23 protein-coding genes are annotated in these 25,960 nt (G+C 72.5%); 7 read left to right on the forward strand and 16 right to left on the reverse strand.

Translation table 11 applies throughout. The features are described from left to right. Positions 1-8 precede the first annotated feature (8 nt). Complete coding sequence (locus ACFYP4_RS10740) at positions 9-1,121, reverse strand: nitronate monooxygenase (protein WP_358855094.1); 1,113 nt, start codon at positions 1,119-1,121, stop codon at positions 9-11. Between the two features lie 248 nt (positions 1,122-1,369). Between ACFYP4_RS10740 and ACFYP4_RS10745 the strand changes: the two genes are divergently transcribed. Further along, complete coding sequence (locus ACFYP4_RS10745; RefSeq protein WP_388785058.1) at positions 1,370-3,088, forward strand: serine hydrolase; 1,719 nt, start codon at positions 1,370-1,372, stop codon at positions 3,086-3,088. Positions 3,089-3,164: 76 nt separating this feature from the next. On the opposite strand, the gene ACFYP4_RS10750 is transcribed toward ACFYP4_RS10745, so the two are convergent. Together ACFYP4_RS10750 and ACFYP4_RS10755 are read right to left on the reverse strand one after the other, a co-directional pair. Further along, the gene (locus tag ACFYP4_RS10750) at positions 3,165-4,727 is read right to left on the reverse strand and encodes a phytoene desaturase family protein (RefSeq protein WP_388784660.1); all 1,563 of its coding nucleotides are present in this window, start codon (positions 4,725-4,727) and stop codon (positions 3,165-3,167) included. Between the two features lie 323 nt (positions 4,728-5,050). Next, positions 5,051-6,016, reverse strand: coding sequence for an oxygenase MpaB family protein (locus ACFYP4_RS10755; protein WP_358855096.1), 966 nt, complete (start codon positions 6,014-6,016; stop codon positions 5,051-5,053). A gap of 329 nt (positions 6,017-6,345) precedes the next feature. Between ACFYP4_RS10755 and ACFYP4_RS10760 the strand changes: the two genes are divergently transcribed. After that, positions 6,346-6,840, forward strand: coding sequence for an FBP domain-containing protein (locus tag ACFYP4_RS10760; protein WP_358852069.1), 495 nt, complete (start codon positions 6,346-6,348; stop codon positions 6,838-6,840). On the opposite strand, the gene ACFYP4_RS10765 is transcribed toward ACFYP4_RS10760, so the two are convergent. Further along, positions 6,770-7,045 (reverse strand): hypothetical protein, encoded by a 276-nt coding sequence (locus ACFYP4_RS10765; RefSeq protein WP_388785060.1) that lies wholly within the window; start codon positions 7,043-7,045, stop codon positions 6,770-6,772. The genes ACFYP4_RS10760 and ACFYP4_RS10765 overlap by 71 nt on opposite strands. Positions 7,046-7,251: 206 nt before the next feature. On the opposite strand from ACFYP4_RS10765, the gene ACFYP4_RS10770 reads away from it, so the two are divergent. The 3 genes from ACFYP4_RS10770 (at position 7,252) to ACFYP4_RS10780 (ending at position 10,981) form a co-directional block, all read left to right on the forward strand. Then, entirely contained in the window at positions 7,252-8,529 is a 1,278-nt protein-coding gene (locus ACFYP4_RS10770) for an aromatic acid exporter family protein (RefSeq protein ID WP_358852070.1), read from the forward strand. Positions 8,530-8,579: 50 nt separating this feature from the next. Next, positions 8,580-9,629 carry a hypothetical protein gene (locus ACFYP4_RS10775; protein ID WP_388784665.1) on the forward strand — a complete coding sequence of 350 codons (1,050 nt, stop codon included), beginning with the start codon at positions 8,580-8,582 and terminating at the stop codon, positions 9,627-9,629. 113 nt (positions 9,630-9,742) lie between these two features. Continuing rightward, positions 9,743-10,981, forward strand: coding sequence for a lactonase family protein (locus ACFYP4_RS10780; protein WP_388784668.1), 1,239 nt, complete (start codon positions 9,743-9,745; stop codon positions 10,979-10,981). Here ACFYP4_RS10780 and ACFYP4_RS10785 read toward each other — a convergent pair. Next, positions 10,949-11,674: a DUF2470 domain-containing protein gene (locus tag ACFYP4_RS10785; RefSeq protein ID WP_388784671.1), complete on the reverse strand. Its 726-nt coding sequence runs from the start codon at positions 11,672-11,674 to the stop codon at positions 10,949-10,951. The genes ACFYP4_RS10780 and ACFYP4_RS10785 overlap by 33 nt on opposite strands. Before the next feature lie 86 nt (positions 11,675-11,760). Next, a complete protein-coding gene (locus ACFYP4_RS10790; protein ID WP_358852074.1) occupies positions 11,761-12,378 on the reverse strand; it encodes a TetR/AcrR family transcriptional regulator in 618 nt (205 codons plus the stop codon). Positions 12,379-12,496: 118 nt separating this feature from the next. On the opposite strand from ACFYP4_RS10790, the gene ACFYP4_RS10795 reads away from it, so the two are divergent. After that, entirely contained in the window at positions 12,497-13,987 is a 1,491-nt protein-coding gene (locus tag ACFYP4_RS10795; protein WP_388785062.1) for a cytochrome P450, read from the forward strand. Here the strand turns inward: ACFYP4_RS10795 and ACFYP4_RS10800 are convergent. The 10 genes from ACFYP4_RS10800 to ACFYP4_RS10845 all read right to left on the reverse strand — a co-directional run bounded on the left by ACFYP4_RS10800 (position 13,949) and on the right by ACFYP4_RS10845 (position 24,265). After that, the gene (locus tag ACFYP4_RS10800) at positions 13,949-14,794 is read right to left on the reverse strand and encodes a pentapeptide repeat-containing protein (protein ID WP_358852075.1); all 846 of its coding nucleotides are present in this window, start codon (positions 14,792-14,794) and stop codon (positions 13,949-13,951) included. The genes ACFYP4_RS10795 and ACFYP4_RS10800 overlap by 39 nt on opposite strands. A 124-nt stretch (positions 14,795-14,918) precedes the next feature. Then, entirely contained in the window at positions 14,919-15,134 is a 216-nt protein-coding gene (locus ACFYP4_RS10805; RefSeq protein WP_358852076.1) for a hypothetical protein, read from the reverse strand. Between the two features lie 64 nt (positions 15,135-15,198). Beyond that, on the reverse strand, positions 15,199-16,500 hold the full coding sequence (locus ACFYP4_RS10810; protein WP_388784675.1) for an alpha/beta fold hydrolase: 1,302 nt from the start codon (positions 16,498-16,500) through the stop codon (positions 15,199-15,201). Between the two features lie 136 nt (positions 16,501-16,636). After that, on the reverse strand, positions 16,637-17,662 hold the full coding sequence (locus tag ACFYP4_RS10815) for a LacI family DNA-binding transcriptional regulator (protein ID WP_388784678.1): 1,026 nt from the start codon (positions 17,660-17,662) through the stop codon (positions 16,637-16,639). Positions 17,663-17,738: 76 nt separating this feature from the next. Beyond that, positions 17,739-19,151 (reverse strand): BNR repeat-containing protein, encoded by a 1,413-nt coding sequence (locus tag ACFYP4_RS10820; protein ID WP_358852079.1) that lies wholly within the window; start codon positions 19,149-19,151, stop codon positions 17,739-17,741. Positions 19,152-19,243: 92 nt separating this feature from the next. Next, positions 19,244-19,564 carry an L-rhamnose mutarotase gene (locus ACFYP4_RS10825; protein ID WP_358852080.1) on the reverse strand — a complete coding sequence of 107 codons (321 nt, stop codon included), beginning with the start codon at positions 19,562-19,564 and terminating at the stop codon, positions 19,244-19,246. A gap of 17 nt (positions 19,565-19,581) precedes the next feature. After that, a complete protein-coding gene (rhaS, locus tag ACFYP4_RS10830) occupies positions 19,582-20,664 on the reverse strand; it encodes a rhamnose ABC transporter substrate-binding protein (RefSeq protein WP_388784683.1) in 1,083 nt (360 codons plus the stop codon). Positions 20,665-20,701: 37 nt separating this feature from the next. Further along, the gene (locus ACFYP4_RS10835) at positions 20,702-21,718 is read right to left on the reverse strand and encodes an ABC transporter permease (RefSeq protein ID WP_358852082.1); all 1,017 of its coding nucleotides are present in this window, start codon (positions 21,716-21,718) and stop codon (positions 20,702-20,704) included. Further along, a complete protein-coding gene (locus tag ACFYP4_RS10840; RefSeq protein WP_388784686.1) occupies positions 21,711-22,751 on the reverse strand; it encodes an ABC transporter permease in 1,041 nt (346 codons plus the stop codon). The genes ACFYP4_RS10835 and ACFYP4_RS10840 overlap by 8 nt, the downstream gene beginning before the upstream one ends. Further along, on the reverse strand, positions 22,748-24,265 hold the full coding sequence (locus tag ACFYP4_RS10845) for a sugar ABC transporter ATP-binding protein (protein ID WP_358852084.1): 1,518 nt from the start codon (positions 24,263-24,265) through the stop codon (positions 22,748-22,750). The genes ACFYP4_RS10840 and ACFYP4_RS10845 overlap by 4 nt, the downstream gene beginning before the upstream one ends. Positions 24,266-24,536: 271 nt before the next feature. On the opposite strand from ACFYP4_RS10845, the gene rhaI reads away from it, so the two are divergent. Then, positions 24,537-25,697, forward strand: coding sequence for an L-rhamnose isomerase (gene rhaI, locus ACFYP4_RS10850; RefSeq protein WP_358852085.1), 1,161 nt, complete (start codon positions 24,537-24,539; stop codon positions 25,695-25,697). The last annotated feature ends 263 nt before the right edge of the window (positions 25,698-25,960 follow it).

Below are 25,960 nucleotides of genomic sequence, written 5' to 3' on the forward strand. Positions count from 1 at the left end.
GGTCTCGCTCACGACTCGGTGCTCCTTCCCGCGATGCGGTTGACGCGGTCGACGGCCTGCTCGAAGCCGCGGGTGAGGTCGTCGAAGACGGCCTGGACGCTGCGTTCGCTGTTCATCCGCCCGACGATCTGTCCGACGGGGGTGCCGAGGAGCGGTTCCACCTCGTACTTCTGGATCCGGGAGAGCGCCTCGGCGACCAGCAGGCCCTGGAGGGGCATGGGGAGGGTGCCAGGACCGTTCGGGTCGTCCCAGGCGTCCGTCCACTCGGTTCGCAACTGCCGTGCGGGCTTGCCGGTCAGGGCGCGGGAGCGGACGGTGTCACCGGACCCGGCGGCGAGCAGCTTGCGCGTCACCGCACGGGAGTGCAGGTCGGCCTCCGTGGTGGTCAGCCAGAGGGAGCCCAGCCAGGCTCCCTGGGCGCCGAGCGCGAACGCGGCCGCCACCTGCTGCCCGCTGCCGATGCCGCCCGCGGCGAGGACGGGCAACGGGTCGACGGCGTCGACGACTTCGGGGGTGAGCACCATCGAGGCGATCTCGCCGGTGTGGCCGCCCGCCTCGTAGCCCTGCGCGACGACGATGTCGATGCCCCGCTCGGCGTGCTTGCGCGCGTGCCGGGCGCTGCCCGCGAGGGCGGCGACGAGTACGCCCCGGTCGTGGGCGCGCTCGACGACGTCGGCGGGCGGTGAGCCGAGGGCGTTGGCGAGCAGTTTGATCGGGTGGCGGAAGGCGACGTCGAGCTGGTCGCGGGCCACCTGCTCCATCCACCCGGTGATGCGCCAGCCGGACGCCTCCCCCCGGGCGAGTTCCGGCACTCCGTACTTGGTGAGGGTGTCGTTGACGTACTGCCGGTGCCCCTCGGGGATCATCGCCTCGACCTCGGCCTCGGTGACGCCCTCGACCTTCTCGGCGGGCATGACGACGTCGAGGCCGTAGGGCTTCCCGTCGACATGGGCGTCGAGCCAGTCGAGGTCTCGTTCGAGGTCGTCGGGGGCGGTGTAGCGGACCGCGCCGAGCACACCGAAGCCGCCCGCTCTGCTGATCGCGGCGGCGACGGCGGGGAACGGCGTGAAGCCGAAGATGGCGTGCTCGACTCCCAGTGTGTTGCTCAGCTCCGTCTGCATGGCCGCAGGATGCCGCAGCCGCGTGGACAGGGGAAGGCCTCTTCTGATGCTCCGTCAGTTTTTCGGACGTACCTCCGACACCCCCCGGCAGGGTTGACACACCCCACGACCGACAGGAAAGTTTCACCGCGCGGGGCGAGACCGGAAAGATTCTTTCAGGCGGCGCGGCAGGAGGCTTCTCGGTGACCGAAGACGCAGACGGCGACGGGCACGGCGGGCTGACCCGTCGTCAACTCGGCCGGCGTGCGATGGCCCTGGGCGGCGCCCTGGCCATCGCCCCCTTTCCCGCCGGACCCGCCGCGGCCGGTGCGAGCGGGCGGCAGCCGACCCTGCACCACGGCTCCGCCGAGCGGGCGGGCCTGCTCGCGGGGCATCTGCGCCAACTCGTCACCGACGCCGAGGCGTTCCTCGGCCCCTCCCCCAAGCACCCCTGGTACGCGGGGGCCGTGCTCCTCGCCGGCCGCGGCGGCACGGTGGCCCTGCACCGGCCGATCGGTCAGGCGGTGCGCTACTCGGCGTACGACGAGAAGACGGACACCGGGGTCGAGTTCCCGGCCGACCGGCAGATCCCGATGGCCGAGGACACCGTCTTCGACCTCGCCTCCGTCTCGAAACTGTTCACCTCGATCCTCGCCGTGCAGCAGATCGAACGCGGCACACTCGCACTCGAGGCCGAGGTCGCCTCGTACCTCCCGGACTTCGCGGGCGGGGGCAAGCAGGACATCACGATCCGTCAACTGCTCACCCACACGTCCGGTTTCCGTGCCTGGATCCCGCTCTACAAGGCGCCCACCCGCGAGGGCAGGCTCCAGCTCATCTGGGACGAGGCACCGCTCAACGCGCCGGGCACCAAGTACCTCTACTCCGACCTCAACCTGATCTCGCTCCAGCTCGTCCTGGAGAGGCTCACCGGCCGCACGCTGGACACGCTCCTGCGCGACGAGATCACCGCCCCCCTCGGCATGCACCGCACCCGCTACAACCCGCCCGCCGCCTGGAAGCCGCGGATCGCCGCCACCGAGGACGCGCGCCCGCCCTGGTCCGGCCTCGACCGCGGCCTGGTCTGGGGCGAGGTGCACGACGAGAACGCGTACTCCCTGGGCGGGGTCGCCGGGCACGCCGGGGTCTTCTCGTGCGCATGGGACCTCGCGGTACTCGGCCGCACGCTGCTCAACGGCGGCGCGTACGGCACCGCGCGCATCCTGGAGCCGGAGTCGGTGGAGCTGATGTTCACCGACTTCAACACCGCCTTCCCCGGCGACGAGCACGGCCTCGGCTTCGAGCTCTACCAGCACTGGTACATGGGCGCGATGGCCACACCCCGTACCGCGGGACACACCGGCTTCACGGGCACCTCGCTCGTCCTCGACCCGACGACGGACTCCTTCCTCGTCCTGCTGGGCAACTCGGTTCATCCGGTGCGCAGTTGGCGGTCCGGCTCGGCTCCCCGGGTGGCCGCCGCCGACCGGCTGGCGCGTGCCGTGCCGGTCCGCCCGGCCCGCGGCCGCACGTCCTGGTTCTCCGGCATGGCGAACGCGACGTCGGCGACGCTGACGCTGCCCGCGCTCGACACCACGACCGCGCACCCGCGGCTGCGCTGCGCCGTGTGGTGGGACACCGAACCCGGATCCGACGCCCTCTTCCTCGAGGCCTCCCCGGACAGCGGCACGACCTGGACGCCGGTACCCTTCACGACGGTGCGGCGCGGCGAGGACCCCCGAGAGCACCCGGCCGGCTCGGTCACCGGCTGGTCGGGCCGCGTCTGGCACCGGCTCGACGCGGACCTGCCCGCAGAACGACAGCTCACGCTGCGCTGGCGGTACACCACCGACCGCTCGTACGTCGGCCGCGGGCTGTACGTCGACGCGCTGCGGGTCGACGCGGGCGGCCGGACCGTCTTCGACGAGGCGCGGCCGGCGGACGCCGCCCGGATCGAGGCGTCGGGCTGGTCACCGTCCGCGGACTGAGGCCGCGCCCTTCCGGCCCCGCAACCAGGTGAGCCCGACGGTCCCGGCGGTCCCGGCGGTCCCGGCGGGGCGACGGCTACCGCGTCCCGGCCTCGAGCACGGCCATCGCCGCGTTGTGCCCGGGCACCCCGCTCACCCCGCCGCCGCGGACGGCCCCGGCCCCGCACAGCACGACGTTGGCGTGCCGGGTCTCCACGCCCCAGCGGCCCGTGCCTTCCTGGGCGTGGGGGAAGGCCAGGTCGCCGTGGAAGATGTTGCCGCCGGGCAGCCGCAGGTCGCGCTCCAGGTCGAGCGGGGTCCTGGCCTCGATGCACGGGCGGCCCTCGGCATCGGTCGCCAGACAGTCCGCGAGCGGTTCCGCGAGGTGCGCGTCCAGCTCCGCGAGCGTGGACTTCAGCAGCTCGGCACGTGCGGCGTCGTTGTCCCGGGCGAAGAGCCCGGCGGGCGTGTGCAGCCCGAACAGCGTGAGGGTCTGGTAACCCTCTTCGGCCAGGGCGGGGGCCAGGATCGTGGGATCGGTCAGCGAGTGGCAGTAGATCTCTGAGGGCGGCGCGGCGGGCAGCGAACCCGCCGCGGCCTGGGCGTGTGCCGTCGCCAGCTGCTCGTACCCCTCGGCGATGTGGAAGGTCCCGGCGAACGCCTCGCGCGGGTCCACGGAGGTGTCGCGCAGCCGCGGCAGCCGCTTGAGCAGCATGTTCACCTTGAGCTGGGCGCCTTCGGCGGGGGCCGGCGGCGTGTCGCCCACCAGCGCGGCCAGTTCCCGCGGCGACGCGTTGACCAGGACGTGCCGGGCCGCGACGGTGCCTTCCTCGCCGTCCGTACCGCGGTACGTGACCTCGGCGGCCCGCCCGTCCGTCTCGATCCGCACCACCTCCCGGCCGGTGGCGAGGACGGCGCCCGCGGCGCGTGCCGTCGCGGCGATCGCGTCCGTGAGCGCGCCCATACCGCCCACGGGCACGTCCCAGGCGCCGGTGCCGCCGCCGATCACGTGGTAGAGGAAGCACCGGTTCTGCCGCAGCGAGGGATCGTGGGCGTCCGCGAACGTGCCGATGAGGCCGTCGGTGAGGACGACACCCCGCACCAGGTCGTCGGCGAAGTACTCCTCGATGGCGGTGCCGACGGGCTCCTCGAACAGCATCCGCCACGCGTCCTCGTCGTCGACACGCAGGCGCAGCTCCTCGCGCGTGGGCAGCGGCTCGGTGAGGGTGGGGAAGACGCGCTGGGCGACGCGGCCGGTCATGCCGTAGAAGCGCTGCCAGGCCGCGTACTCGCGGTCGGAGCCGGTCAGCCGCGCGAAGGCCTCCCGGGTGCGCCGCTCGCCGCCGCCGACGAGCAGTCCGGTGGGCCGTCCGTCGCGCTCCACGGGCGTGTACGAGGAGACGGTGCGTCCGCGGACCCGGAAGTCGAGGCCGAGATCCCGCACGATCGTCCGGGGCAGCAGGCTGACGAGGTACGAGTACCGGGACAGGCGTGCGTCGACGCCCTTGAACGGCCGGCTCGACACGGCGGCGCCGCCGGTGGTCCCGAGGCGTTCGAGGACGAGCACGGACTGCCCGGCGCGGGCCAGGTAGGCGGCGGCGACCAGACCGTTGTGACCGCCGCCGACGACGACGACGTCATATCCCTCGTGTGCAGGCATGGTTCTTGGTAGCACGCGATGATCGGGGCGGACCAGAGGCGTGCGGACGAGCCGCCGGACGGCGGACGCCCCGGACCGCACAGCGCGCGGCCGGCGTTTGACGGTGGGCGCGGTGGTTGCGGGGGCGGGCCGAAGGGCGCCGCCCCCGCCGTGACCAGCGGCCCCGCGGTACGGGTCGGCGGCCCCGGTCTGTCCAGGCAGCGGGCCTCGCCGCGGGGACCGGCGCGGACGTTCGCGGGCCGCGGCGGCGCGCGGACACCCCGGGGGAAAGCAGCAACCGAGGCCCGCGGCGACCGAGGGTGGCGGCGACCTTGGGCGGCGGCTCACCAGCGCGGTAGCGACCGAGGGCGGCGGCGACCGCGCGGTGGCTCACCGGCGCGGTCAGGGCACCGACGGCCGGCCCGTCCGCCCGGTCCGGCCGGGGCCTGTCCGCCGACCCTGCCCGGTGCCGGACGGGAGCCGGGCCCGAGCCGTGCCATGGCGCGGGGAATGTGTCCGGGCGGCAGCTGCCAGCGCACACGTGCGGGGACACCGCGCAGCAGGGTGCCGGTGACACGCAGGCGCCGGGTCGCCGTGGCGGCCGGCGGGGCCGGTCTGCCGTACAACTCGTGGGCGTAGGGCGGCAGGGAGGCGTAGGCCAGCCGGGCCACGTGCCGCCACAGCAGTGCGCGAGCCGGGACGAGCAGCGGACTTGTCGGCGGGCGGCGCAGGAAGGCGTCCACCTCCCGCGCCTCGGCTCCCGCGGCCAGCTCCGGGCGCACCCTCTCGAAGTACGCGGCCAGCTGGGCCCGGTCGCCGGGCACGGCGGCGGGGTCCAGGCCCACCAGGCGGGCGCCGACACGGTGTTCGCCGACGTAGCGGTCGGCCTGCGCGTCCGTCAGCCGGAAGCCCGAGCGGCGCAGGACATGCAGATAGGAGTCGATCTCGGCACAGTGCACCCACAGCAGCAGCCCGGGTTCGTCGACGCGGTAACGCTCCCCCGTGTCCGGGTCCGTCGCCCGGAGCCTGGTGTGGATGCCGCGCACCCGGGCGCCCGCCCGCTCGGCCGCCTCCGTGGTGCCGTACGTCGTCGTCCCCACGAAGTCCGCCGTGCGCATCAGCCTGCCCCACGCGTCGCGCCGGAAGTCGGAGTTCTGCATGACCCCGCGCACCGCGCGCGGATGGAGCGCCTGGAGATACAGCGCGCGGATCCCGGCGATCCACATCATGGGGTCTCCGTGCATCTGCCAGGTCACGGACGCGGGGGTGAAGAGCCCCGGGTCCGCGGGCGCGGTGCCTTCGGCGTCCATGCGGCCAGTGTGGCCGGGTCCGGCCCCGGCCGACAAGGTGTGCGCGGACCCTGCCGCCCGTGCGCGGCAGGACGTCGACCGGCGGGACCGGACCGCACAGCAGGTCCCCCACGGCGGGAGCGCGCAGCGAGAGTCCGACGGCGGCGCCTGTGGCTGACGGACGCGAGCCGGGTGGTGCTGCGCAACGCCTCCGCCGCATCGCTCCCGCCGCGCTCCTCGGCCGCGCCGAAATCCGGTGGCTCCTCCCCGGTGCCGCTATGTAGCTTAGGCCGAAACCTAGTGGCCCTAGGTTTTGACCGCAGACGTACAAACACCCCAGGAGCCGCCCCGTGAGACCGCTCACCGAGACCGACATCCGCAACTCGTTCGTCAACTGCTCGAAGGGCGAGGCGAAGCGTCTCGCGGTTCCGCGGGACCTGGACGAGCGGCCCTGGGAGCACCTGGACTTCCTCGGGTGGCGGGATCCGGGAGCGCCCGACCGCAGCTATCTCGTCACCGAGTACGGGGACCGGCTCGTCGGCGTGACGCTGCGGTTCCCCTCGTCCCGGCGCGGGATGCTGCACCGCAGCATGTGCTCGCTCTGCCTGACGACGCATCCGGGCAGCGGCGTCTCCCTGATGACGGCCCGCAAGGCGGGCGCCGCCGGGCGCGAGGGCAACTCGGTCGGGATCTACATGTGCACCGACCTCGCGTGCTCGCTCTACGTGCGGGGCAGGAAGGTGCCGGAGCACGGGGGTCGTTTCGAGGAGACGCTCACCCTGGAGGAGCAGATCGCGCGGACCGTGGGCAACCTGTCCGCCTTCCTGGCGAAACTGTCCGTCTGACGGCCGTGACCCGGGTGCCGCGCCGGCCGTGACCCGGGTGCCGCCCCGGCGGACCGGTCACCGCGGGTCGTCGGCCGGGGTCGGGCGGGTCCGAGTCCGGCATCCCGTGTCCGGTGACGACGGCGCCGTACGCCTGCTGATCGAGACGCGCGTGATTGACTACCTGGCGTACGGTCCACTCACCGCAGGGCGTCCGGGCCCCCAGGCCCGCTCCGGTACGGCCGCGACCACCTCACGCAGACAGGTGTGCGCCCGCGACAGCAACTCCATCCCCGCCGCGCCGACCATCCCGGTCCCCTTCCCCCGCCTGACCTGTCGAGAACAACTTGGGCACACTTGCGGACAGTTACCGTCCTGAATAAGTACGGAAGAAAACGTTCGTTGCACCTGTGAAAGGGGAACAGCGCAAGGATGCACAAGGCACGTGATGAGTGGAGGACGTCCGTCGTACGGTTCCTGAAGCGACGCCGGGAACCCGCGGTCGTGCAGGCGCTGAGATCGACACTGGCGGCGACGATCGCGTACGTGGTCGCCGTACGGCTCAGCCCCGAGGCGGCCCCGCTCACCGCTCCGCTGACCGCTCTGCTGGTCGTGCAGGTCACCCTGTACGGCACGATCACGACGAGCATGCGCCGGGTGAACTCGGTCGTCGCCGGTGTCCTTGTCGCCATCGGTTTCAGCGTGCTGGTGGGTCTGACCTGGTGGAGTCTGGCGCTGCTCATCATCGCCTCGCTGGCCGTCGGGCACCTCGTGCGGGTCAGCGAGTTCGTGCCCGAGGTGGCGATCAGCGCCATGCTGGTCCTCGGCGTGACGAAGGTGGGCGACTACGCGTGGGCCCGCGTGCTGGAGACGGTGATCGGCGCGGTGGTGGGCCTCGCCTGCAACCTGCTGTTCGCTCCCCCGGTGTGGGTGGACGCCGCCGGGGAGTCCCTCGAGGACCTGGCACGCCGGATGCGGCAGTTGATGCTGCGGCTCGGCGAGGAGGCCGCGGGACGCACGCCGTTTGCACAAGCGGCGGCGCGACTGCACGAGGCACGGCGGCTCGACCACGACATCGCCGAGGTGGACGGTGCGCTGCGCCAGGCGGAGGACAGCCTGAAGCTCAATCCGCGCGTCCGCGAGGGTCTGCTGCACCGGGTGGTGCTGCGCACCGGCCTCGACACACTGGAGATCTGCACCGTCGTCCTGCGGGTGCTGGCGCGCAGCTTCACGGATCTCGCCAAGGAACACGAGCCCGAGCCGGTGTTCGATGCCCAGGTGGGCGCCGCGCTGGAGGAGCTGCTGTCCCAGGTGGGCGACGCCGTCGTCAGCTTCGCGGTCCTGGTGACCACCGACGTGAGCCGCAGCGCGGAGTCCGCGGAGGCCCGCCTCAGCGCGGAACTCGCCACGGCGGCCGCCACGCGCGACAAGCTGGCCCAGTTGTTCCTGGACGGTGTACAGCGCGACGCACGGCTGTGGCACCTGCACGGCGCCGTGCTCACGGAGGTCAACCGCATCCTGGACGAGCTCGACATGGAGCACCGGTCACGGCGTCTGCTGGAGGAGCTGGACCGCTGCACCCGTGAGCAGCGGGAACGCTGGCCGCGGCTCGCCCGCCTGCAGCAGCACGCGCGCCGGCTGCGCCGCGGGCGGCGGCACCTCGGCCTGCCGTGGCGGAACCGCCGCACCCCCGCGAAGCGTTCCAGCTGACGAGGCGCCGCGCCGGAGCGTGGCGCCGACGCGACGAGGGGAGCGTCCGAATGCCCGAAGGCACCGTGCGGATCGACGGTAATACCCTGCTGCTGCCCGGAGGAGTGCGCGTCCGGTTCATGCGGACGCTGCGGCTGCCCGAGACGGGCACGCACGCGCTGCCGCCCGGCCTCGGCGAGTTCCCGGTACGGCGGGTCGAGGACTACGCGGACTCGGTGCCCGAGGCGTGGCGGGCCCGCGGCGGGGTGATGCTGCCGGTCTGTCTGCGCGAGGCCATGTGGCTGAGTTTCGGGGGTTCCCAGGAGCCGGCCGCCCTGCAGGTCGGGGTGGGCAAGGTGTGCGCGATCTCGGGCACACCGTGGAGTACCCGGCTGAGCCGGGACCCGCAGAACTACGTCGTACTCCCCCGTCAGCCGTGGCTGGACGGCATCAACTCCGGGAGGGGGACGGTCCGCCAGTTCGTGGCGGTGCCCCTCGGCCTCGGCGCCACCGTCGAGGGGCAGGTGACCGGCGAGGAGGTGTGGGGCGGCATCCAGTTGCAGTCCTTCCCGCTGAACGCGCGCCGGCTCGCCGAGTGGCGCGAGGAGCAGCGCGTCCGGGCCGAGCGGGTCCGGGCGGCGCAGTCTCCCGCGGGCTTCGGCGCGATGCCCGCGCCGTTCGCCTCCGCGGCGCCGCCCGCTCCCGGCGGCGCGCCGGCGGGCGGGGCTCCCCGGCGGGCGGCGGCGATGGGGCTCGGGGTGGGCGGTTCGATGCGTCAGGAGGTCTACCGGGACGACCGGCCCCGTGGCAGCTGGGCCGAGGAGCCCGCCGGACGCGTGTTCGTGCACCTGGTGACGCCTCCGGAGTGGCGTCGCATCACCGGCGAGGCACCGCCGCCGTCGCCGGTCGACCGGGCGGCGTACACCCGCGCGGGTCTGCCCTGGTTCGACTACTACGACCAGGACGCCGCGGACGTCGCCCCCACGGACACCCTCGGCGGGGTGAAGCCGGTCGGCGAGTGGCTCGGCGACGACCTCGATCCCTGGCAGCAGCCCTCGCCCCACCAGGTGAAACCGCTCGGGGGCGCGCCGGGCGAGCCGGTCGGGGACGGCGACTGGTGAGCGCGAGGGACCGTGGTGAGAGTCGCGAGAGGTGTCGCCTTTCTTGCACGGGACGGGCGCGCCACGTCAAGGTGGCTGTCACAGCCGAGGCGACCGACCCCTGAGGTGCAGGCATGAGCAGTGGTGGAGCAGCGGAGCGGAGCCCGGGCGGCGGCGGGTGGAGCAGGCGCCGGTTCGTCGGGACCGTCACGGCCGCCGCCGCCGTGGCGGCGATTCCGGCGCCGGTCTCGCCGCGGACCCCTCCGCCTCCGGACGCGGCGGCCCCCTCCGCGCCGTCCGAGCCGGCGCCGGACTCCGTCTCTCCGCCCGCCCGCCCGTCCGGCCCCCGCCCGCTCTTCCTTGGCACCTACACGTCGGTGGAGGGCGGCGGCCGGGGCATCGGCCTCGCGACGTACGACGCCGCGACGGGACGGATCACGGCGGCGGGGACGATCACCGGCGTCGCCGACCCTTCGTATCTGGCCGTGCACCCGGACGGCCGCATGCTGTACGCCGTCGACGAGCGCCCGGAAGGCGGGGTGACGGCCGTGCGGCTCGCGAAGCGGAACAAGGTCCTGGGCACGCGCGGTACCGGCGGCTCAGGGCCCTGCCACCTGTCCGTGCACCCGGGCGGGCGCTGGCTGCTCAGCGCCAACTACGGCTCGGGAAGCGTGGCCGTGCATCCGATCGACGCCTCCGGCGCGCTCGGCGAGCGCACCGACCTCGTCACGCACTCCCGCCCCGGCCCGGGACCCGGCCAGCAGGGCCCGCACGCCCACCAGTTCGTCACCGGCCCCGACGGGGGTCATGTCCTCGCCGTCGACCTGGGCACCGACACCGTGTACACGTACCGGCTGGACGTGGCTGAGGGCACGCTGGCCGAGGTCTCCCAGGCGCACACCCGTCCGGGCGCGGGTCCGCGCCATCTGACCTTCCACCCGGAGGGCCGTTTCGCCTATCTGGCGAACGAGGTCGACAACACGGTCGTGGTCTGCGCCTACGATCCTGCCACCGGACGGCTGACGCCGGGGGACCCCCAGCCGACCGGGACGGGAGCGGGGACGAGCTATCCGGCGCAGATGCTGGTCACCTCGGACGGGGCGTACGCGTATCTCGCCAACCGGGGCCACAACAGCCTGACCCGGTACGCGGTCGAGGCGGACGGTGCCCGACTGCGGCTCCTGGACACCGTGCCGGTCGGCGGCGACTTCCCGCGCCAGATCGCGTTCTCCCCGGACGAGCGGCTGCTGTTCGCGGCGAACCAGAAGTCGGGCACGGTCAGCGTCTTCCGGGTGGACCGCGGCAGCGGGGAACTGCGGCTCAGCGGGGAGCCGTTCGCCTCACCGGTCGCCGTCTGTGCGCTGCCGCTGTAGGGAGCGGGGGCAGGCCGCCGCGCTCGCCTGGGCGAGCAGGACGTGCATGCGCTCCGTGAGCTGGGCGACGTCGTCGGCGGGTGCGTGGAAGGGCAGCCGTACGTCGCCGTTGCCGCGCGCCCGCTCGATGCGCAGGGTCAGTCCGTGCCGGTCGACGGCGAGCGGCTGGACGCGGACGGCGCCGTGCAGGCTGTCGGGCCCGACGAGCCGGGTCAGCCGCTCGACCGCGTCCGGGTGGGCGTCCGCGAGGTGGGTGAGCAGTTTCGCCTCCGCCGTCGCGAGCGGATCGGGCCGGGCTGCGGACAGGTCGCCGAGGTCGACGACGACCGCTCCGGACGCCTCCCGCAGGACGGCACGCGAGGGCTGGAAGGCCAGGTGTCCCTCCTCGGGCGCGAACCAGCCGGCGAGCCAGAGCCTCGCGCGGATCCGGCTCCGTACCGGGACGGGCGCCACGTCGGCGAACTCCAGCACGGCGGACGGCTCCCCGCGCGGCGCGCAGATCGCCGCGGTGACCAGCGTGCTGTCCTCGGGCACGTGCAGGAGCACCCGGCCGTCCGCGCCGACGGTGTGCGCGCCGACGAGTTCCTCCCGGCCGCCCTCCGCGGTCACCGCGCAGGACCATGCGGCGGCGAGCACCGAGCGGGCGCGTTCGGCCGCGGAAGGCGCTGCCGCCCAGGTGTGACGGTCACCCATCCCAAACCTCCTTAGGTAAGCCTTGCCTAACCTATCGGAGTTCCGGGCGGGCGCCAACCACGCCCCGCACATCGTGGACGCGCCTTTCAGGCGGCGATCGCGCCCAGCAGCGCCCGTGCGCACAGATCACGCACCTGCGCGCGGGAGAGCCGGGCATCCCTGAGCCACTCCAGACAGACCGCCGTGGTGAACGCCAGCCACCCGCGGACCGCGATCCGCAGCTCCGGACGGCTCTCGGGGTCCCAGCCGAGGTCGGGGTCGGCGGCGAGTGCCCCGAGGATCTGCTGCTCCTGCGCGGCGAGCGCCCGCTGGTAGACCTTCCGCACCGCCCGGTCGCCCGCCGCGTCGGCGCGGTGGAAGGCCCGGAAGCCGTGCGCGTGCTCCTCGACATAGCCGAGGAAGGTGTCCAGGCCGGCCGCGAGCTGTTCGCGCAGCGGGACCCCGGGGACCGCGGCCGTCATCCGCAGCATGCGCCCGCTCTCGCGCTCCACGACGGCCGCGAAGAAGTCCCGCTTCGTCGGGAAGTAGTGGTAGAGCAGCCCACGCGAGACCCCGGCGATCTCGGCGACCTGCTCGATCCACACCTCGTCGTACGGGCTCTCCGAGAACAGTCGCGCCCCCACCGACAGCAGCTGCTCCCGGCGTTCCTCGGTGCTGAGCCGACGGCGGGTGCGCTCCGTCCGGTCCCCCTGCTTCCCGGCCATGCCCGCACCTTACTTGACGCCGGTTCAACAAGGGGACCACACTGACCGCGCTGTTGAACTGAAGTACAACAGCGCGATGACGGACTCGACTTGGCGCGGACGCGAGGGAGACGGCGTGATGGCGCAGACGGCAGGGGCCGCACTCCCCAAAGGGTTCCGCAGCGCGGAGACGGGCTGGCCCGAGCTTCACCGCATACCGCGTCCGCCGCTCCGGATCCCGCTGATCGGCGACGTGGTCGGCGCGGACGTCCGTACCCCCGTGCAGGACTCGCTGCGCTTCGGGCAGCGGCTCGGGCCGATCTTCCGCCGCAAGGCGTTCGGCAACGAGATCGTCTTCGTCGGCGGTGCGCGGCTGGCCGCCGAGCTGGCTGACGAGTCGCGGTTCGCCAAGCACGTGGGGCTCGGCGTCGCCAACCTCCGCCCGGTGGCGGGCGACGGGCTGTTCACGGCGTACAACCACGAGCCCAACTGGCAGCTCGCGCACGACGTGCTGGCCCCGGGCTTCAGCCGTGAGGCCATGGAGGGCTACCACCCCATGATGCTCGCCGTGACCGAGCGGCTGACGGACCGCTGGGACCGGGAGGCGGCGGCCGGGCACGCCGTGGACGTGCCGGGCGACATGACCAAGCTGACCCTGGAGACGATCGCCCGCACCGGATTCGGCCACGACTTCGGCTCCTTCGAGCGCTCCCGCCCGCACCCCTTCGTGGACGCAATGGTCGGCGCACTCACCCACGCACAACGGCGCAACGTCGTACCCGCGCCGCTGGCTCCCGTACTGCTACGCCGCGCGAGCCGCCGCAACGAGGCGGACATGGACTGCCTGAACCGCACGGTGGACGCGGTCGTGGCGGCCCGCCGCACCGCGAGCGGCGACGGGGACCTGCTGGACCGGATGCTGGAGACGGCCCACCCGCGCACCGGCGAACGGCTGACACCGGAGAACATCCGCCGCCAGGTGATCACTTTCCTGATCGCGGGCCACGAGACGACCTCGGGAGCGCTCTCCTTCGCCCTGCACTACCTGTCGCGGCACCCGGACGTCGCCGCCCGCGCCAGGGCGGAGGTGGACCGCGTCTGGGGCGACACCGCCCGGCCCGGCTACGACCAGGTGGCCAAACTCCGTCACGTGCGCCGGGTCCTCGACGAGGCGCTGCGGCTGTGGCCGACGGCGCCCGCCTTCGCCCGGGAGGCCCGGCAGGACACGGTGCTCGGCGGCGTCCACCCGATGCGGCAGGGCGCGTGGGCGCTGGTCCTGACGGCGATGCTGCACCGTGACCCGGAGGTCTGGGGCACCGACGCCGGCCGCTTCGACCCCGGCCGCTTCGACGCGAAGGCCGTACGCGCCCGCCCCGCGCACACCTTCAAGCCGTTCGGCACCGGGGTACGGGCCTGCATCGGCCGCCAGTTCGCCCTGCACGAGGCGACGCTGGTACTGGGGCTGCTGCTGCGCCGCTACGAGCTGCTGCCCGAGCCGGGGTACCGGCTGCGGGTCGCCGAACGGCTGACGCTGATGCCGGAGGGACTGCGGCTGCGCCTGGACCGCCGGGCCGCCGCCGCGCCGGTGCCCTCAGCCGTGCGCCGCCCAGTGTCCGGGGCGGGTGACTGACTCCGGCAGCTTCGTGCCGGCGCTGCCGCGGGCCGCGTTGAGCTGGGGCTGGGTCAGGAAGAACGCGCCGGTCAGATCGGCGTCCGTGAGGTCGGCGTCACGCAGGTCGGCGCCGATCAGGTCAGCTCCGCGCAGGTCGGCGCCGGTGAGGTCGGCGGCGATGAGGTAGGCGCCGCGCAGACAGGCGCCGCGCAGGTCGGCTCCCCTCAGGCGGGCGCCCATGAGGTCGGCGCCGCGCCGGTTCCTGCCCTTGCCGCGGCCGACGCCCGCCCGCACCAGGTCGCTCGTGCGCAGCAGCAGCACGTTGACCTGCTGCCGGTGCGCGCCCACGTCCAGCCGCCGCAGTTCCTGCGGGGTCTGCCGGGTGAGCCGCTCGGTCTCGGCGCGCAGGCGGCGCAGGTCCCCGTGGACCGGGCGGGCGGCCGGCAGGGTCAGTGCCTCGTTCAGGTACCAGAGCAGTTCGTGCAGCTGCCGGACCACCGGGAACACGTCGAACATCTGCCGGGCGTGCTCGGGCGGTCCCGAGCGCCAGTCCTGGCCGCCGAAGGTGACCTGTGAGACCTGCTGGCCGGCGCCGAAGCAGTCGTAGACCGTGCAGCCGGTGTAGCCCGTCTGCCGCAGGCGGGTGTGGATGCCGCAGCGGAAGTCGGCCGCCAGGTTCGCGCAGGGCTTTCCGGCGTCCTTGTCGGCCGCGAAGTCCGCCGAGCGGGAGAAGGGCAGAGCGACGCAGCACAGCCCGAAACACCGGTCGCAGTCGGCCCGCAGCCCAGGGCGCCGGTCCTCGGCCGTCCCGCTCTCTTCCCGCATGCCCTCCATCCTACTGACCTGCGGGCATGCGTCTCGATCCCCCATGGCTTCCTGGCAGTCCATCAGGCAGGCCTGACAGGCGGCCGGCTGTTCGCAGACTCGCCGACCGCCACTCCCCGTTCAACTACGCCGCTTCGTAGTGGTGCGCGTCGGCGCCGCGCCATTTCACCCACGCGGGGTCGTCCAGCAGGTCCTCGGCGTCGGGCAGACCGGCGCGGCCGAGGAACTCGACGACGTCCTCGTCGGAGAAGGCCAGGCCGAGGATCTCACCGCGTGCGGTCACGCGGCGACCGCCGGTGCCGTTCGGCGGATGCACGACTACAGGGGCCCGTCCGGACATGTCTCCAGGATGGTCCCGCGCGCCGGGACGCGCATCCGGACCGGTATCCGGATGCCGTGGAGGGTCAGACCTCGTCGCGGCTCAGAGCCAGCAGGCGGTCCAGCACGCGGGGGCCGTCCGCGCGCACCCCGTCGTGCTCGAACTCGTCGGTCACCCAGGTGCGCAGCCCCCGGACGGCGCGTGCCGTGCGCAGGGAGTGCCCGGTGTCGACGTACATGTCGTCGTGGTAGACGGCGGCCGCGACAGGTACCTCGTTGACGGCGAGGCGGGCCGGGTCGTAGAGCGGTGTCCAGTCCGTGCGCGCGGCGAGTTCCTCCGCGGTCTCGCGCAGGGGGCGCAGCGCGGGATCGGTGTCGAACATCCAGGGGTGCACGGACTCGCCGGTGAACAGCAGCGGCTCGTCCCCGGCAAGGGTCTTCGCCGCGTCGAACTGCGGGAACTCGGCGCGCACCCGCTCCGCGGACCAGGCGGTGGGGCGGCTGTCCTGGGCGTAGACCGCCTCGTGGACGAGCGCGTACAAGGGGTGGCCCGCGTACGAGAGCAGGCTCCGGACCTCCTCCTGGAACGCGTCGGAGAGGGCCGGGCCCTGCGCGGTGCGGACGAAGGCGTGCTCCAGGAGGTAGTGCAGGCGGTGGCTGCCCTCTCCCCCGCCGAGCAGGATGCCGAGCGACTGGAAGCCCTCGACGGTGAGCCGGTGACCGCCGGGCAGGACCGGCTCGTGCCCGATCAGGTGCTCGGCGATGCGCCGCGCCCGCTCGACGTCCTGCGGGTAGCGCGCGTAGTGGGCGGCGACCTTGCGCTCGATGCGCGGGTACGCGGCCCGGTAGACGTCGTCCGCGTGCGCGTCGAGGGAGGGCAGCCCGCCGGTGAGGAGGGCGGCGCGCAGTCCCTCGGGCGCGATGGACAGGTAGGTCACGGCGCAGAAGCCGCCGAAGCTCTGGCCGAGCACCGTCCAGGGTGCGCCGCCGGTGACGGCGGGACGGATGGCCTCGCAGTCGCGGACGATGGAGTCCGCGCGGAAGTGCGTGAGGTGGTCGGCCTGCTCGCGGGGTCCGCCGCGCAGCGGCAGCGTCTGCCGGTTGGCGGGCGTGGAGTGGCCGGTGCCGCGCTGGTCGAGGAGCAGCACCCGGTACTCCTCGAGGGCGCGGCCGAGCCACGCCTGCCTGCCGACGAAGCGGTTGGCGCCGAAGCCGGGACCTCCCTGGAGGTAGACGAGCCAGGGAAGCTCCTGTCCCGCCCGGACGCTCGCGACGACCTCGCGGGCGAAGAGCTCGATGCTCTCCCCCGTCGGGCGGTCGTGGTCGAGCGGCACGGTGAAGTGCCGGTCGGTGAGGACGACACCGGGCTGACGATAACTCGTGCTCAACAGGGCTCCCGAGACGTACGGATTCCAGGCCGCGTCCCAGTGGAGCACACGTTCCGCCGGTGGCCGAGGCCGGGGATCGGGAAACCGGCACTGACCGGTCGCTCAGTGCGGAGACCGGCCGGAACTGAACGGCCGGTCAGCGTGCCGCCAGGCTGGAGCGGCGCACGACGAGTTCCGGCTGGAGGACGACCCGGCGGTGCTCGTGCGGGGAGGGCGCGGTCTGCGCCTCGGTCTCCTCCAGGAGGAGTTCCGCCGCGAGGGCGCCCATCGTCACGGCGGGCTGCCGTACGGAGGTGAGGGGGACGGCGGCGGCGGCGGCGAACTCGATGTCGTCGTAGCCGACGATCGCGAGGTCTTCGGGGACGGCGACTCCGGCCGCGTACAGGGCCTGGAGCACGCCGAGCGCGAGCAGGTCGTTGGCGCAGAAGACGGCGGTCGGGCGCTCGGCGAGTCCGAGCAGGCGGGCGCCCGCGTCCCGGCCGGCCGCCACGTCGAGCCGCTCGGTGGGCAGCTCGCGCAGCAGGTCGGGGCCGAGTCCCGCCTCGGCGAGCGCGGTCAGGGCGCCCTCGCGGCGGTCCCTGACCTGGTTGAGGCCGGGCGGCCCGCTCACGTACGCGATGGAGCGGTGGCCGGCGTCGACGAGATGGCGTACGGCCAGGGCGCCGCCCGCCACGTCGTCGACCGACACCGAGCACTCCGTGGTGCCCTCGGCCACCCGGTCCACGAGCACGAACGGGATGCCGTGACGGCGGAACGCCGCGATGTTGCGTCCGGTCGCGTCGGCGGGTGTCAGCAGCACTCCGCGGACCCGCTGCTCGGCGAACAGCGACAGGTAGTCGGCCTCCTCGCCCGCGCTCTGCGCGCTGTTGCAGACCATGACTCCGAGCCCGGCCTCGCGTGCCGCGCGTTCGGCGCCGCGGGCCACGTCCACGAAGAACGGGTTGCCCATGTCGAGGACGAGCAGCCCCATGATGCGGCTGCGCCCGGCGCGCAGCTGGCGCGCGGACTCGCTGCGGACGTAGCCGAGCCGCTCTATCGCGGACTGGACGCGGGCCCGGGTCTCGGAGGCGACCGTGTCCGGGCGGTTGATGACGTTGGAGACGGTGCCCACGGAGACTCCGGCGGCGCGGGCGACGTCCTTGATACCCACCGACTGGGCCATCAGGCAGGGACCTCCAGAGGGGGGAGAAGCGGCGGGCAGGGGCTCACATTACCCGCGGGCCCGGCGAAACCGGTGGTCATGAGGGGAGCCGGAAGTCGACGACGCGCAGCGCGGACGGGGTCGTGCCGCTGGACCGCTCCTGGTACATGACCGACAGGATCCCGTCCTGCGGGACGCGCATCTCGTCGATCAGGACCTCCCCGAAGGCGTTCAGCGCGCCGCCGTCGTACAGCAGCCTCCAGTCGGTGTACCCGGAGGACTTCGACGCGCCGGCGATCCGGCCGAACGGCAGGACCGCGTAGGCGTTGTCGTACCGGTCGAGGGCGAGCCGGGTGCGCTGGCTGGAGTTCAGCGGGACGGGGATCTCGGTCTTGGCCCAGCCGCCGGAGGAGTTCTTGCGGAGGTGGAAGGCGCGGCCGTGTGCGGTCCGGTCGGCGACGTAGCCGGTGGTGCACTGGCCGAAGCGGCCGGGCACATAGCTGATGATCGCGTGCGGCAGCCCGGTGGAGTCGGTGGCCTGGCTCTCCTGGTTCATCAGCGAGTGGTCGGGATTCAGCGCGTCGACGACGAGTCCGGCGTCCGTCACGGTGACCTTGTCGGTGCCTCCGGTGGTGCCGACGACGGCACCGGCGTCGTTGCGCCAGGTGCGGCCCCGGTCGGTGGAGTGGACGTAGCCCGTGTCGTGGTTGGTGATGCCGCCGCCGGCGCACATGACGGAGTTCGACTGCTCGCGCCAGGTGAAGAAGGCGTGCAGCCGGCCGCCGCGGTCGTAGTCGATGCCGTGCAGGTACATGTTGCGGGCGGTGCTGGAGCCGTGTTCGCTGGTGTAGGTGCCCGTTGAGCTGCTCCATTCGCCGAGCGCCCGCCAGGCCGAACCGTCGTACTCCGCGAGGGCGTTGCGGCCGTTCCCCGAGATGCCGGCCCGGTAGCTGAGCTGGAGCCTGCCCTCCGGGGTCGCGACGAACTGCGGGTAGGTGAACTGCGGGGTGAGGGCGAGGCCGTCGAGCGTGGTCTGCACGGGTCCGAAGGCGGCCGCGGTCCAGGCCGTGGCCGTCGGGTTGTCGAGCAGCCCGGCCGCCGACTTCACGTAGAAGAACCCGTCGCTGTGCGAGTCCATGTTCAGGTGCAGCCGGCCGTCGGTCCGGGACACTCCCATGGAGATCACGTTGTGCGAGTCGTCGCTCTTGAGTCGGTGGGCGAGGGTGACCTTCGACCAGGTCGACGCGGTGAGCGCCCGGCGGGCCACGACCGCGCTGCGGTCGGCGGTGTACCAGGCCGCGTACTGGTGGCCCTTGTACGTGAACAGGCCGTTCTTCTGGAACGAGTTGTTGTTGACCAGGCCGTCGTAGGACACGAAGTACAGGGCGGCGGCGTCCAGTTGGGTGCTGCCGGCCGGGGTGACGGCCGGGCCGGGACCGGCCGCCCCGGCCGTGCCGGGTGCCGCCACCACGCCCGCGAGGGCCGTCGCCAGCAAGGTGCGTCTTCTCATGTCCGGGACTCCTGGGGTGGGGGGGGAACGGGGCGGACGGGAGGTGCGGCGGGAGCGAGGGGGAGCGGGCGGGTGCTCACGCCCGGTGGGGGTCACGCGAGGTGGAACACTTCGCTGAGGGGCTTCATGGCCTCGTCGGGTCTGGCGCCGTCCAGCGACTCGAAGAACGGCGCCATCTCCGCCTGCCAGCGGGTGTTGACGTCAGTGGCCTCCATGCCGGCCAGTGCGGCGGCGAAGTCCTCGGTCTCCAGGTAGCCGACCAGGAGACCGTCCTCCCGCAGGAAGAGCGAGTAGTTGTGCCAGCCGGTCGCCGAGAGCGCCTCACGCATCTCCGGCCACACGGTGGCGTGCCGCTCGCGGTACTCGTCGAGGCGGTCCGCACGGACCTTCAGCAGAAAGCACACACGCTGCATCAAGAACCCTCCGCCGCTTAGAAGTTGAACCGGTCGATGTTCTTCTTGTCGAAGACGGTCGGCTTGCCGAGGCTGATCACGCCGTCCTTGCCGATGGTGTACGAGCCCATGTCACCGGCCTTGAAGGTCTCGCCCTCCTTGCCGGAGATCTGCCCCGACGACAGGGCCACCGCGGTCCGCGCGGCCAGTTCGCCGAGCTTCGCCGGGTCCCACAGCTCGAAGGCCTCGACGGTGCCGTTCTTCACGTACTTGCGCATGTCGTTGGGGGTGCCGAGGCCGGTCAGCTTGACCTTGCCCTTGTACTTGGAGCCCGACAGGTACTGTGCGGCGGCCTTGATGCCGACGGTGGTCGGGGAGACGATCCCGGCCAGCTTCGGGTGCTCCTGGAGCAGGCCCTGGGTCTGCTGGAAGGACTGCTGGGCGTCGTCGTTGCCGTACGCGACCTTCACCAGCTTGATGTTCTTGTACTTCGGGTCCTTCAGCTCGTCCTTCATGAAGTCGATCCAGAGGTTCTGGTTCGTCGCGGTCTGCGCGGCCGACAGGATCGCGATCTCGCCCTTGTAGCCGATCTGTTCGGCGAGCAGCTGCACCTCGGTGCGCCCGAGGTCCTCGGCGCCGGCCTGGGAGACGAAGGCGTTGCGGCAGTCGGCCTTGGTGTCGGAGTCGTAGGTGACGACCTTGATCTTGTTCTTCATGGCCTGCTTGAGCGCCGTGCACAGGGCGCCCGGGTCCTGCGCGGAGACGGCCATCGCGTCGACCTGCTGCTGCGTGAGGGTGTTCACGTACGACACCTGGCCGGAGGTGTCGGTGGCGCTGCTCGGGCCGACCTCCTTGTAGCTGGAGCCGAGCTCCTTGAGCGCCTTCTCGCCGCCCTTGTCGGCGGAGGTGAAGTACGGGTTGTTGACCTGCTTGGGCAGGAAGCCGACGGTGAGGCCCTTCTTGGTGGCGGCGTTCGGGTCGGCCTTGCCGGCCGAGGCGGCGGCGCCGCCCCCGTCCTCGACGTCGTCCTTGGTGGTGCCGCCGCAGGCGGTGGCGGCCAGGGCCAGGGAGGTGACGGCGGCGAGGGCCGCGCAGGTGCGGCGGATCGATGACTTGCGCATGGCGGAGATCCTTTGCGGAAGGTACGAGGGGTACGGGTTACGGGACGGGGGTCGGGGTGGAGGCGGCTCTGCGTCCCGCCCTCGCGGCCGAGATCTGCCGGGCGACCCGGGGGCCGAGCACGGACAGGACGAGCAGGACGCCGGTGACGACGATCTGCGACTGCGCGGAGACGTCCTTCAGGCTCATCACGTTCTGCAGCGCGCCGAGCAGGAAGACTCCCGCGACCGCGCCGCCGAGCGTGCCCTTGCCGCCGTCGAAGTCGATGCCGCCGAGCAGGACGGCGGCGACGACGGACAGTTCGAGCCCGGTGGCGTTGTCGTAGCGGGCGCTGGCGTAGTGCAGCGCCCAGAAGATGCCGGTGAGCGACGCCATCAGTCCGGTCGCGACGAACAGGAGCAGCTTGTGCCGCCGGACGCGGATGCCGGCGAAGCGTGCGGCCTCCTCGTTCGCGCCGACCGCGAACAGGGAACGCCCGAAGGGGGTGGCGTGCAGCACGACCACCGCGACCGCGAGCAGCGCCAGGAAGGGCAGGAGTGCGTACGGGACGAAGGTGTCCCCGATGCGTCCGGCGGCGAAGTCCAGGTACTGGGTGGGGAAGTCGGTCACCGCGTCGGAGCCGAGCACGATCTGTGCGATGCCCCGGTAGGCGGCGAGGGTGCCGATGGTGACGGCGAGGGAGGGCAGGCCGAGCCGGGTGACGAGCAGTCCGTTGACCAGGCCGCAGGCCACGCCCAGCAGCAGGCACAGCGGGATGATCGACTCGATGGACATGCCCTGGTTCCACAGGGCGCCCATCACCGCGCCGGACAGGCCGGCGGTGGACGCGACGGAGAGGTCGATCTCCCCGGCCACCACGAGCAGGGTCATCGGCAGGGCGATCAGCGCGATGGGCAGGGTGTTGCCGATCAGGAACGACAGGTTGAGTGCGTTGCCGAAGCCGTCGACGAACCCGAAGGAGAACAGCAGGACGACGACGAGGAGGGCGCCGACGGCTGAATCCCACCTCTTCAGGGCGGACCGGCGGACGGCGCGCGCGAGGGACGAGTCAGCCATGGCGGGCGTTCCTCTTCTTCAGGGCGGTGGCCACGCGCAGCGCGACGATCCGGTCGACCGCGATGGCGAGAATGAGCAGGACGCCGTTGATCGCGAGCACCCAGACGGAGCTGACACCGAGGGCGGGCAGCACGCTGTTGACGGAAGTGAGCAGCAGGGCGCCCAGGGCGGCCCCGTAGACGCTGCCGGAGCCGCCGGTGAAGACGACGCCGCCGACCACCACCGCGCTGACGACGGTGAGTTCGTAGCCGCTGCCGGTGCCGGAGTCCACGTTGCCGAAGCGGGCGAGGTAGAGGGCGCCGGCGAGTCCGGCGAGGCCGCCGCAGAAGGTGTACGCGGCCAGGATCCTTTTGCGTACGGGGATGCCGGCGAGCCGGGCCGCCTCGGGGTTGGAGCCGAGCGCGTACAGCTCGCGTCCGCTGCCGTAGTGCTTGAGGTAGTACGCCGTCGCGATCAGCACCACCAGGGCGATCAGTGCGAGGTGGGGCACCGCGGAGATGCCGCCGGAGCCGAAGTCGACGAATCCGTCGGGCAGGCCTGCCGCGGTGATCTGCCGGGAGCCGACCCAGATGGAGTCGATGCCGCGGATGATGTAGAGCGTGCCGAGGGTGACGACGAGCGCGGGCACCTGGCCGAGGCTGACGAGCAGTCCGTTCACCAGTCCGCAGCCGATGCCGAGCAGGAGCGCGAGGAGGATCGCGACGGCGGAACTGCCGCCGTCCTGAAGGTAGGTGCCGGCCGCGAAGGCGCTGATGCCGAGGGTCGAGCCGACCGACAGGTCGACGTTCCGGGTGATCACGACCAGTGACTGGCCGGTGGCGACGAGGACCAGGATCGTCGCGTTCAGCAGCAGGTCCTTGATGCCCTGTTCGGAGAGGAACTCGCTGTTGCCCGCCTGGGTCACGGCGATCATCACCAGGAACACGGCCAGGATGGCCAGTTCGCGCATCCTGAAGACGCGGTCGACGAGCCGGGTGCCGCTCGACTTCGACACGTCGGCGGGGGGCGCGGAGTCGGGTGCGGTCACCGTCATGCGGCGGCCCTCCCGGTGGCTGCGGCCATCACGGATTCCTCGGTGGCTTCGGAGCGCGGGATCTCGGCGGTGAGGCGGCCCTCGTGCATCACCAGCACGCGGTCGGCCATGCCGAGGATCTCGGGCAGGTCGGACGAGATCATCAGGACGGCGACCCCGTCGGCGGCGAGCTGCGAGAGCAGCCGGTGCACCTCGGCCTTCGTACCGACGTCGATGCCGCGGGTGGGTTCGTCGACGATGAGGACCTTGGGGCCGGTGGCGAGCCACTTGGCGAGGACGACCTTCTGCTGGTTGCCGCCCGACAAGGTGCCGACGGCGTCCGCGATTCGCGCGTACTTGACCTGGAGCCTGACGGCCCAGTCCAGGGACCGGCTGCGTTCGGCGCCGCGGTCCATCAGGCCGGCCCTGACGGTCGAACGCAGGCCCGTGAGGCCGATGTTGCGCTCGATCGACATGTCCATCACGAGACCCTGCGCGCGCCGGTCCTCGGGGACCAGGGCGAGTCCGGCGGCCATCGCAGTGGACGGGGCGCCGTTCGTCAGTCCCCTGCCGTCGACCTCCACCTCGCCGGCGTCCCGGCGGTCGACGCCGAAGACGGCGCGGGCGACCTCGGTGCGTCCGGCGCCGACGAGCCCGGCGAGGCCGACGATCTCGCCGCGCCGCACGTCGAAGGAGACATCGGTGAAGGCGCCCTCGCGGGTCAGCCGCCTTACGCTCAGGGCGACTTCACCCGCCTGGACGTGCTGCTTGGGGTAGAGCTCGTCGAGGTCGCGGCCGACCATCCGGCGCACGAGGTCGTCCTCGGTCATGCCGTCCAGTGGTTCGCTGGAGATCAGGGCGCCGTCACGCAGAGTCGTGACCCGTCGGCAGATCCGGAAGATCTCCTCCAGGCGGTGGGAGATGAAGAGCACCGCCGAGCCCTGATCGCGCAGGGTGCGCACGACGCCGAACAGGCGCGCGACCTCGCTGCCGGTGAGCGCGGCGGTCGGCTCGTCCATGATCAGCACGCGGGCGTCGAAGGAGAGCGCCTTGGCGATCTCGACGATCTGCTGGTCCGCGATGGACAGGCCGCGGGCCGGGCGGTCTGGGTCGAGTTCGACACCGAGGCGCCGCATGAGGGCCAGGGTCGCGGCGTGGGTGGCCTTGTGGTCGATGCGGCCGAGGGTGCGCCGGGGGCGGCGGCCCATAAAAATGTTCTCGGCGATCGACAGGTCGGGGAAGAGCGTGGGTTCCTGGTAGATCACGGCGATGCCCGCGTCGCGGGCGTCGGCGGGACCGTGGAAGACGGTGGGTTCCCCGTCCAGCAGCACCTGACCGGCGTCCGGTCGGTGCACGCCGGCGAGCGTCTTGATGAGGGTCGACTTGCCCGCGCCGTTCTCGCCGGCGAGGGCGTGCACCTCGCCGGGGAAGAGTTCCAGGGACACGTCCCGCAGGGCGCGTACGGCGCCGAAGGACTTCGATATGTCCCTGAGCGCCAGCACGGGGGCCGGACCCGAGTCGGACCGGTGGGTCATGTGGGCTCCTCAACGACGCGGGCGGGGAGGCCTCACGACGTCGTGAAAGGTTTCAACTAGGTTGCCGGGACGTTAGGCAGGTCACGCAGGTCACGTCAATGGGTGCGGGCCGAAATTTTCGATACCCGGAGGTCACGACCCAATCACGGAAAGGAGACCGGGCCGAGGGGGTTGACAGCCCTGCGGGGTGCTCATAGTTTCTGGCTTCTGAATCGTTTCAGAACGACTCGTTCAGTACCGATGTCGCACCCGAAGTCACAGGAGCCCTGAAGTGACCGAGCTCGCCGCGGTGAAGGCCGCACTCAAGACCCAGGCAGTAGAGACGCCGTCATGGGCGTACGGGAACTCGGGAACCCGCTTCAAGGTGTTCGCGCAGCCAGGAGTGCCGCGCGATCCGCGCGAGAAGCTGGACGACGCCGCCAAGGTGCACGAGTTCACCGGGGCCGCGCCGACCGTCGCGCTGCACATCCCCTGGGACCGGGTCGACGACTACGCGGCCCTCGCGAAGCACGCGGAGGAACGCGGCGTGCGGCTGGGCGCGATCAACTCCAACACCTTCCAGGACGACGACTACCGGCTCGGCAGCATCTGCCACCCCGACGCCGCGGTGCGCCGCAAGGCCGTCGACCACCTGCTCGAATGCGTCGACATCATGGACGCCACGGGGTCCAGGGACCTGAAGCTGTGGTTCGCGGACGGCACGAACTACCCCGGCCAGGACGACATCCGCGAGCGCCAGGACCGGCTCGCCGAGGGCCTCGCCAAGGTCTACGAGCGGCTGGGGGACGACCAGCGGATGCTGCTGGAGTACAAGTTCTTCGAGCCCGCCTTCTACACCACGGACGTCCCCGACTGGGGCACCGCCTACGCGCACTGTCTCAAGCTCGGCCCCAAGGCGCAGGTCGTCGTCGACACCGGGCACCACGCGCCCGGCACCAACATCGAGTTCATCGTCGCCACGCTGCTGCGCGAGGGGAAGCTCGGCGGCTTCGACTTCAACTCGCGCTTCTACGCGGACGACGACCTCATGGTGGGCGCCGCCGACCCCTTCCAGCTCTTCCGGATCATGTACGAGGTGATCCGGGGCGGCGGCTTCGCGCCCGAGGTCGCGTTCATGCTCGACCAGTGCCACAACATCGAGGCCAAGATCCCGGCGATCATCCGCTCGGTGATGAACGTCCAGGAGGCCACGGCGAAGGCTCTCCTCGTCGACGGGTCCGCGCTCGCCGAGGCCCAGCGCTCCGGCGACGTGCTCGCGGCGAACGCGGTGGTGATGGACGCGTACAACACCGACGTGCGTCCGCTGCTCGCCGAGGTCCGTGAGGAGCAGGGTCTGGATCCCGACCCGGTCGCCGCGTACCGCCGGTCCGGCTGGCAGGAGCGGATCGCCGAGGAGCGGGTCGGGGGGCGGCAGGCGGGGTGGGGGGCGTAGCCGCTGCGCTCGGCGTGGCACCGGGGGCCTCTTTGTCTCCTCCGGGTGGGTGGTCGGCCTCCCTGCCGGTGGTCGGCTCCACGCCGGTGGTCGGCTCCACGCCGGTGGTCGGCTCCACGCCGGTGGTCGGCTCCGGGCGCCGTAGGGGACGCGGCCGGTGGCGGACCTCCGGTCGGGGTGGGCCGGTCGCGCAGTTCCCCGCGCCCCTTGCGGGGCACAGCCGGACGCTCGCCGTAGAGCCTGAAGCCGGTGGCCGCCCCCCG

It is taken from the genome of Streptomyces sp. NPDC005551 (assembly GCF_042871785.1).
In the GTDB taxonomy this organism is placed as follows: Bacteria; Actinomycetota; Actinomycetes; order Streptomycetales; family Streptomycetaceae; genus Streptomyces.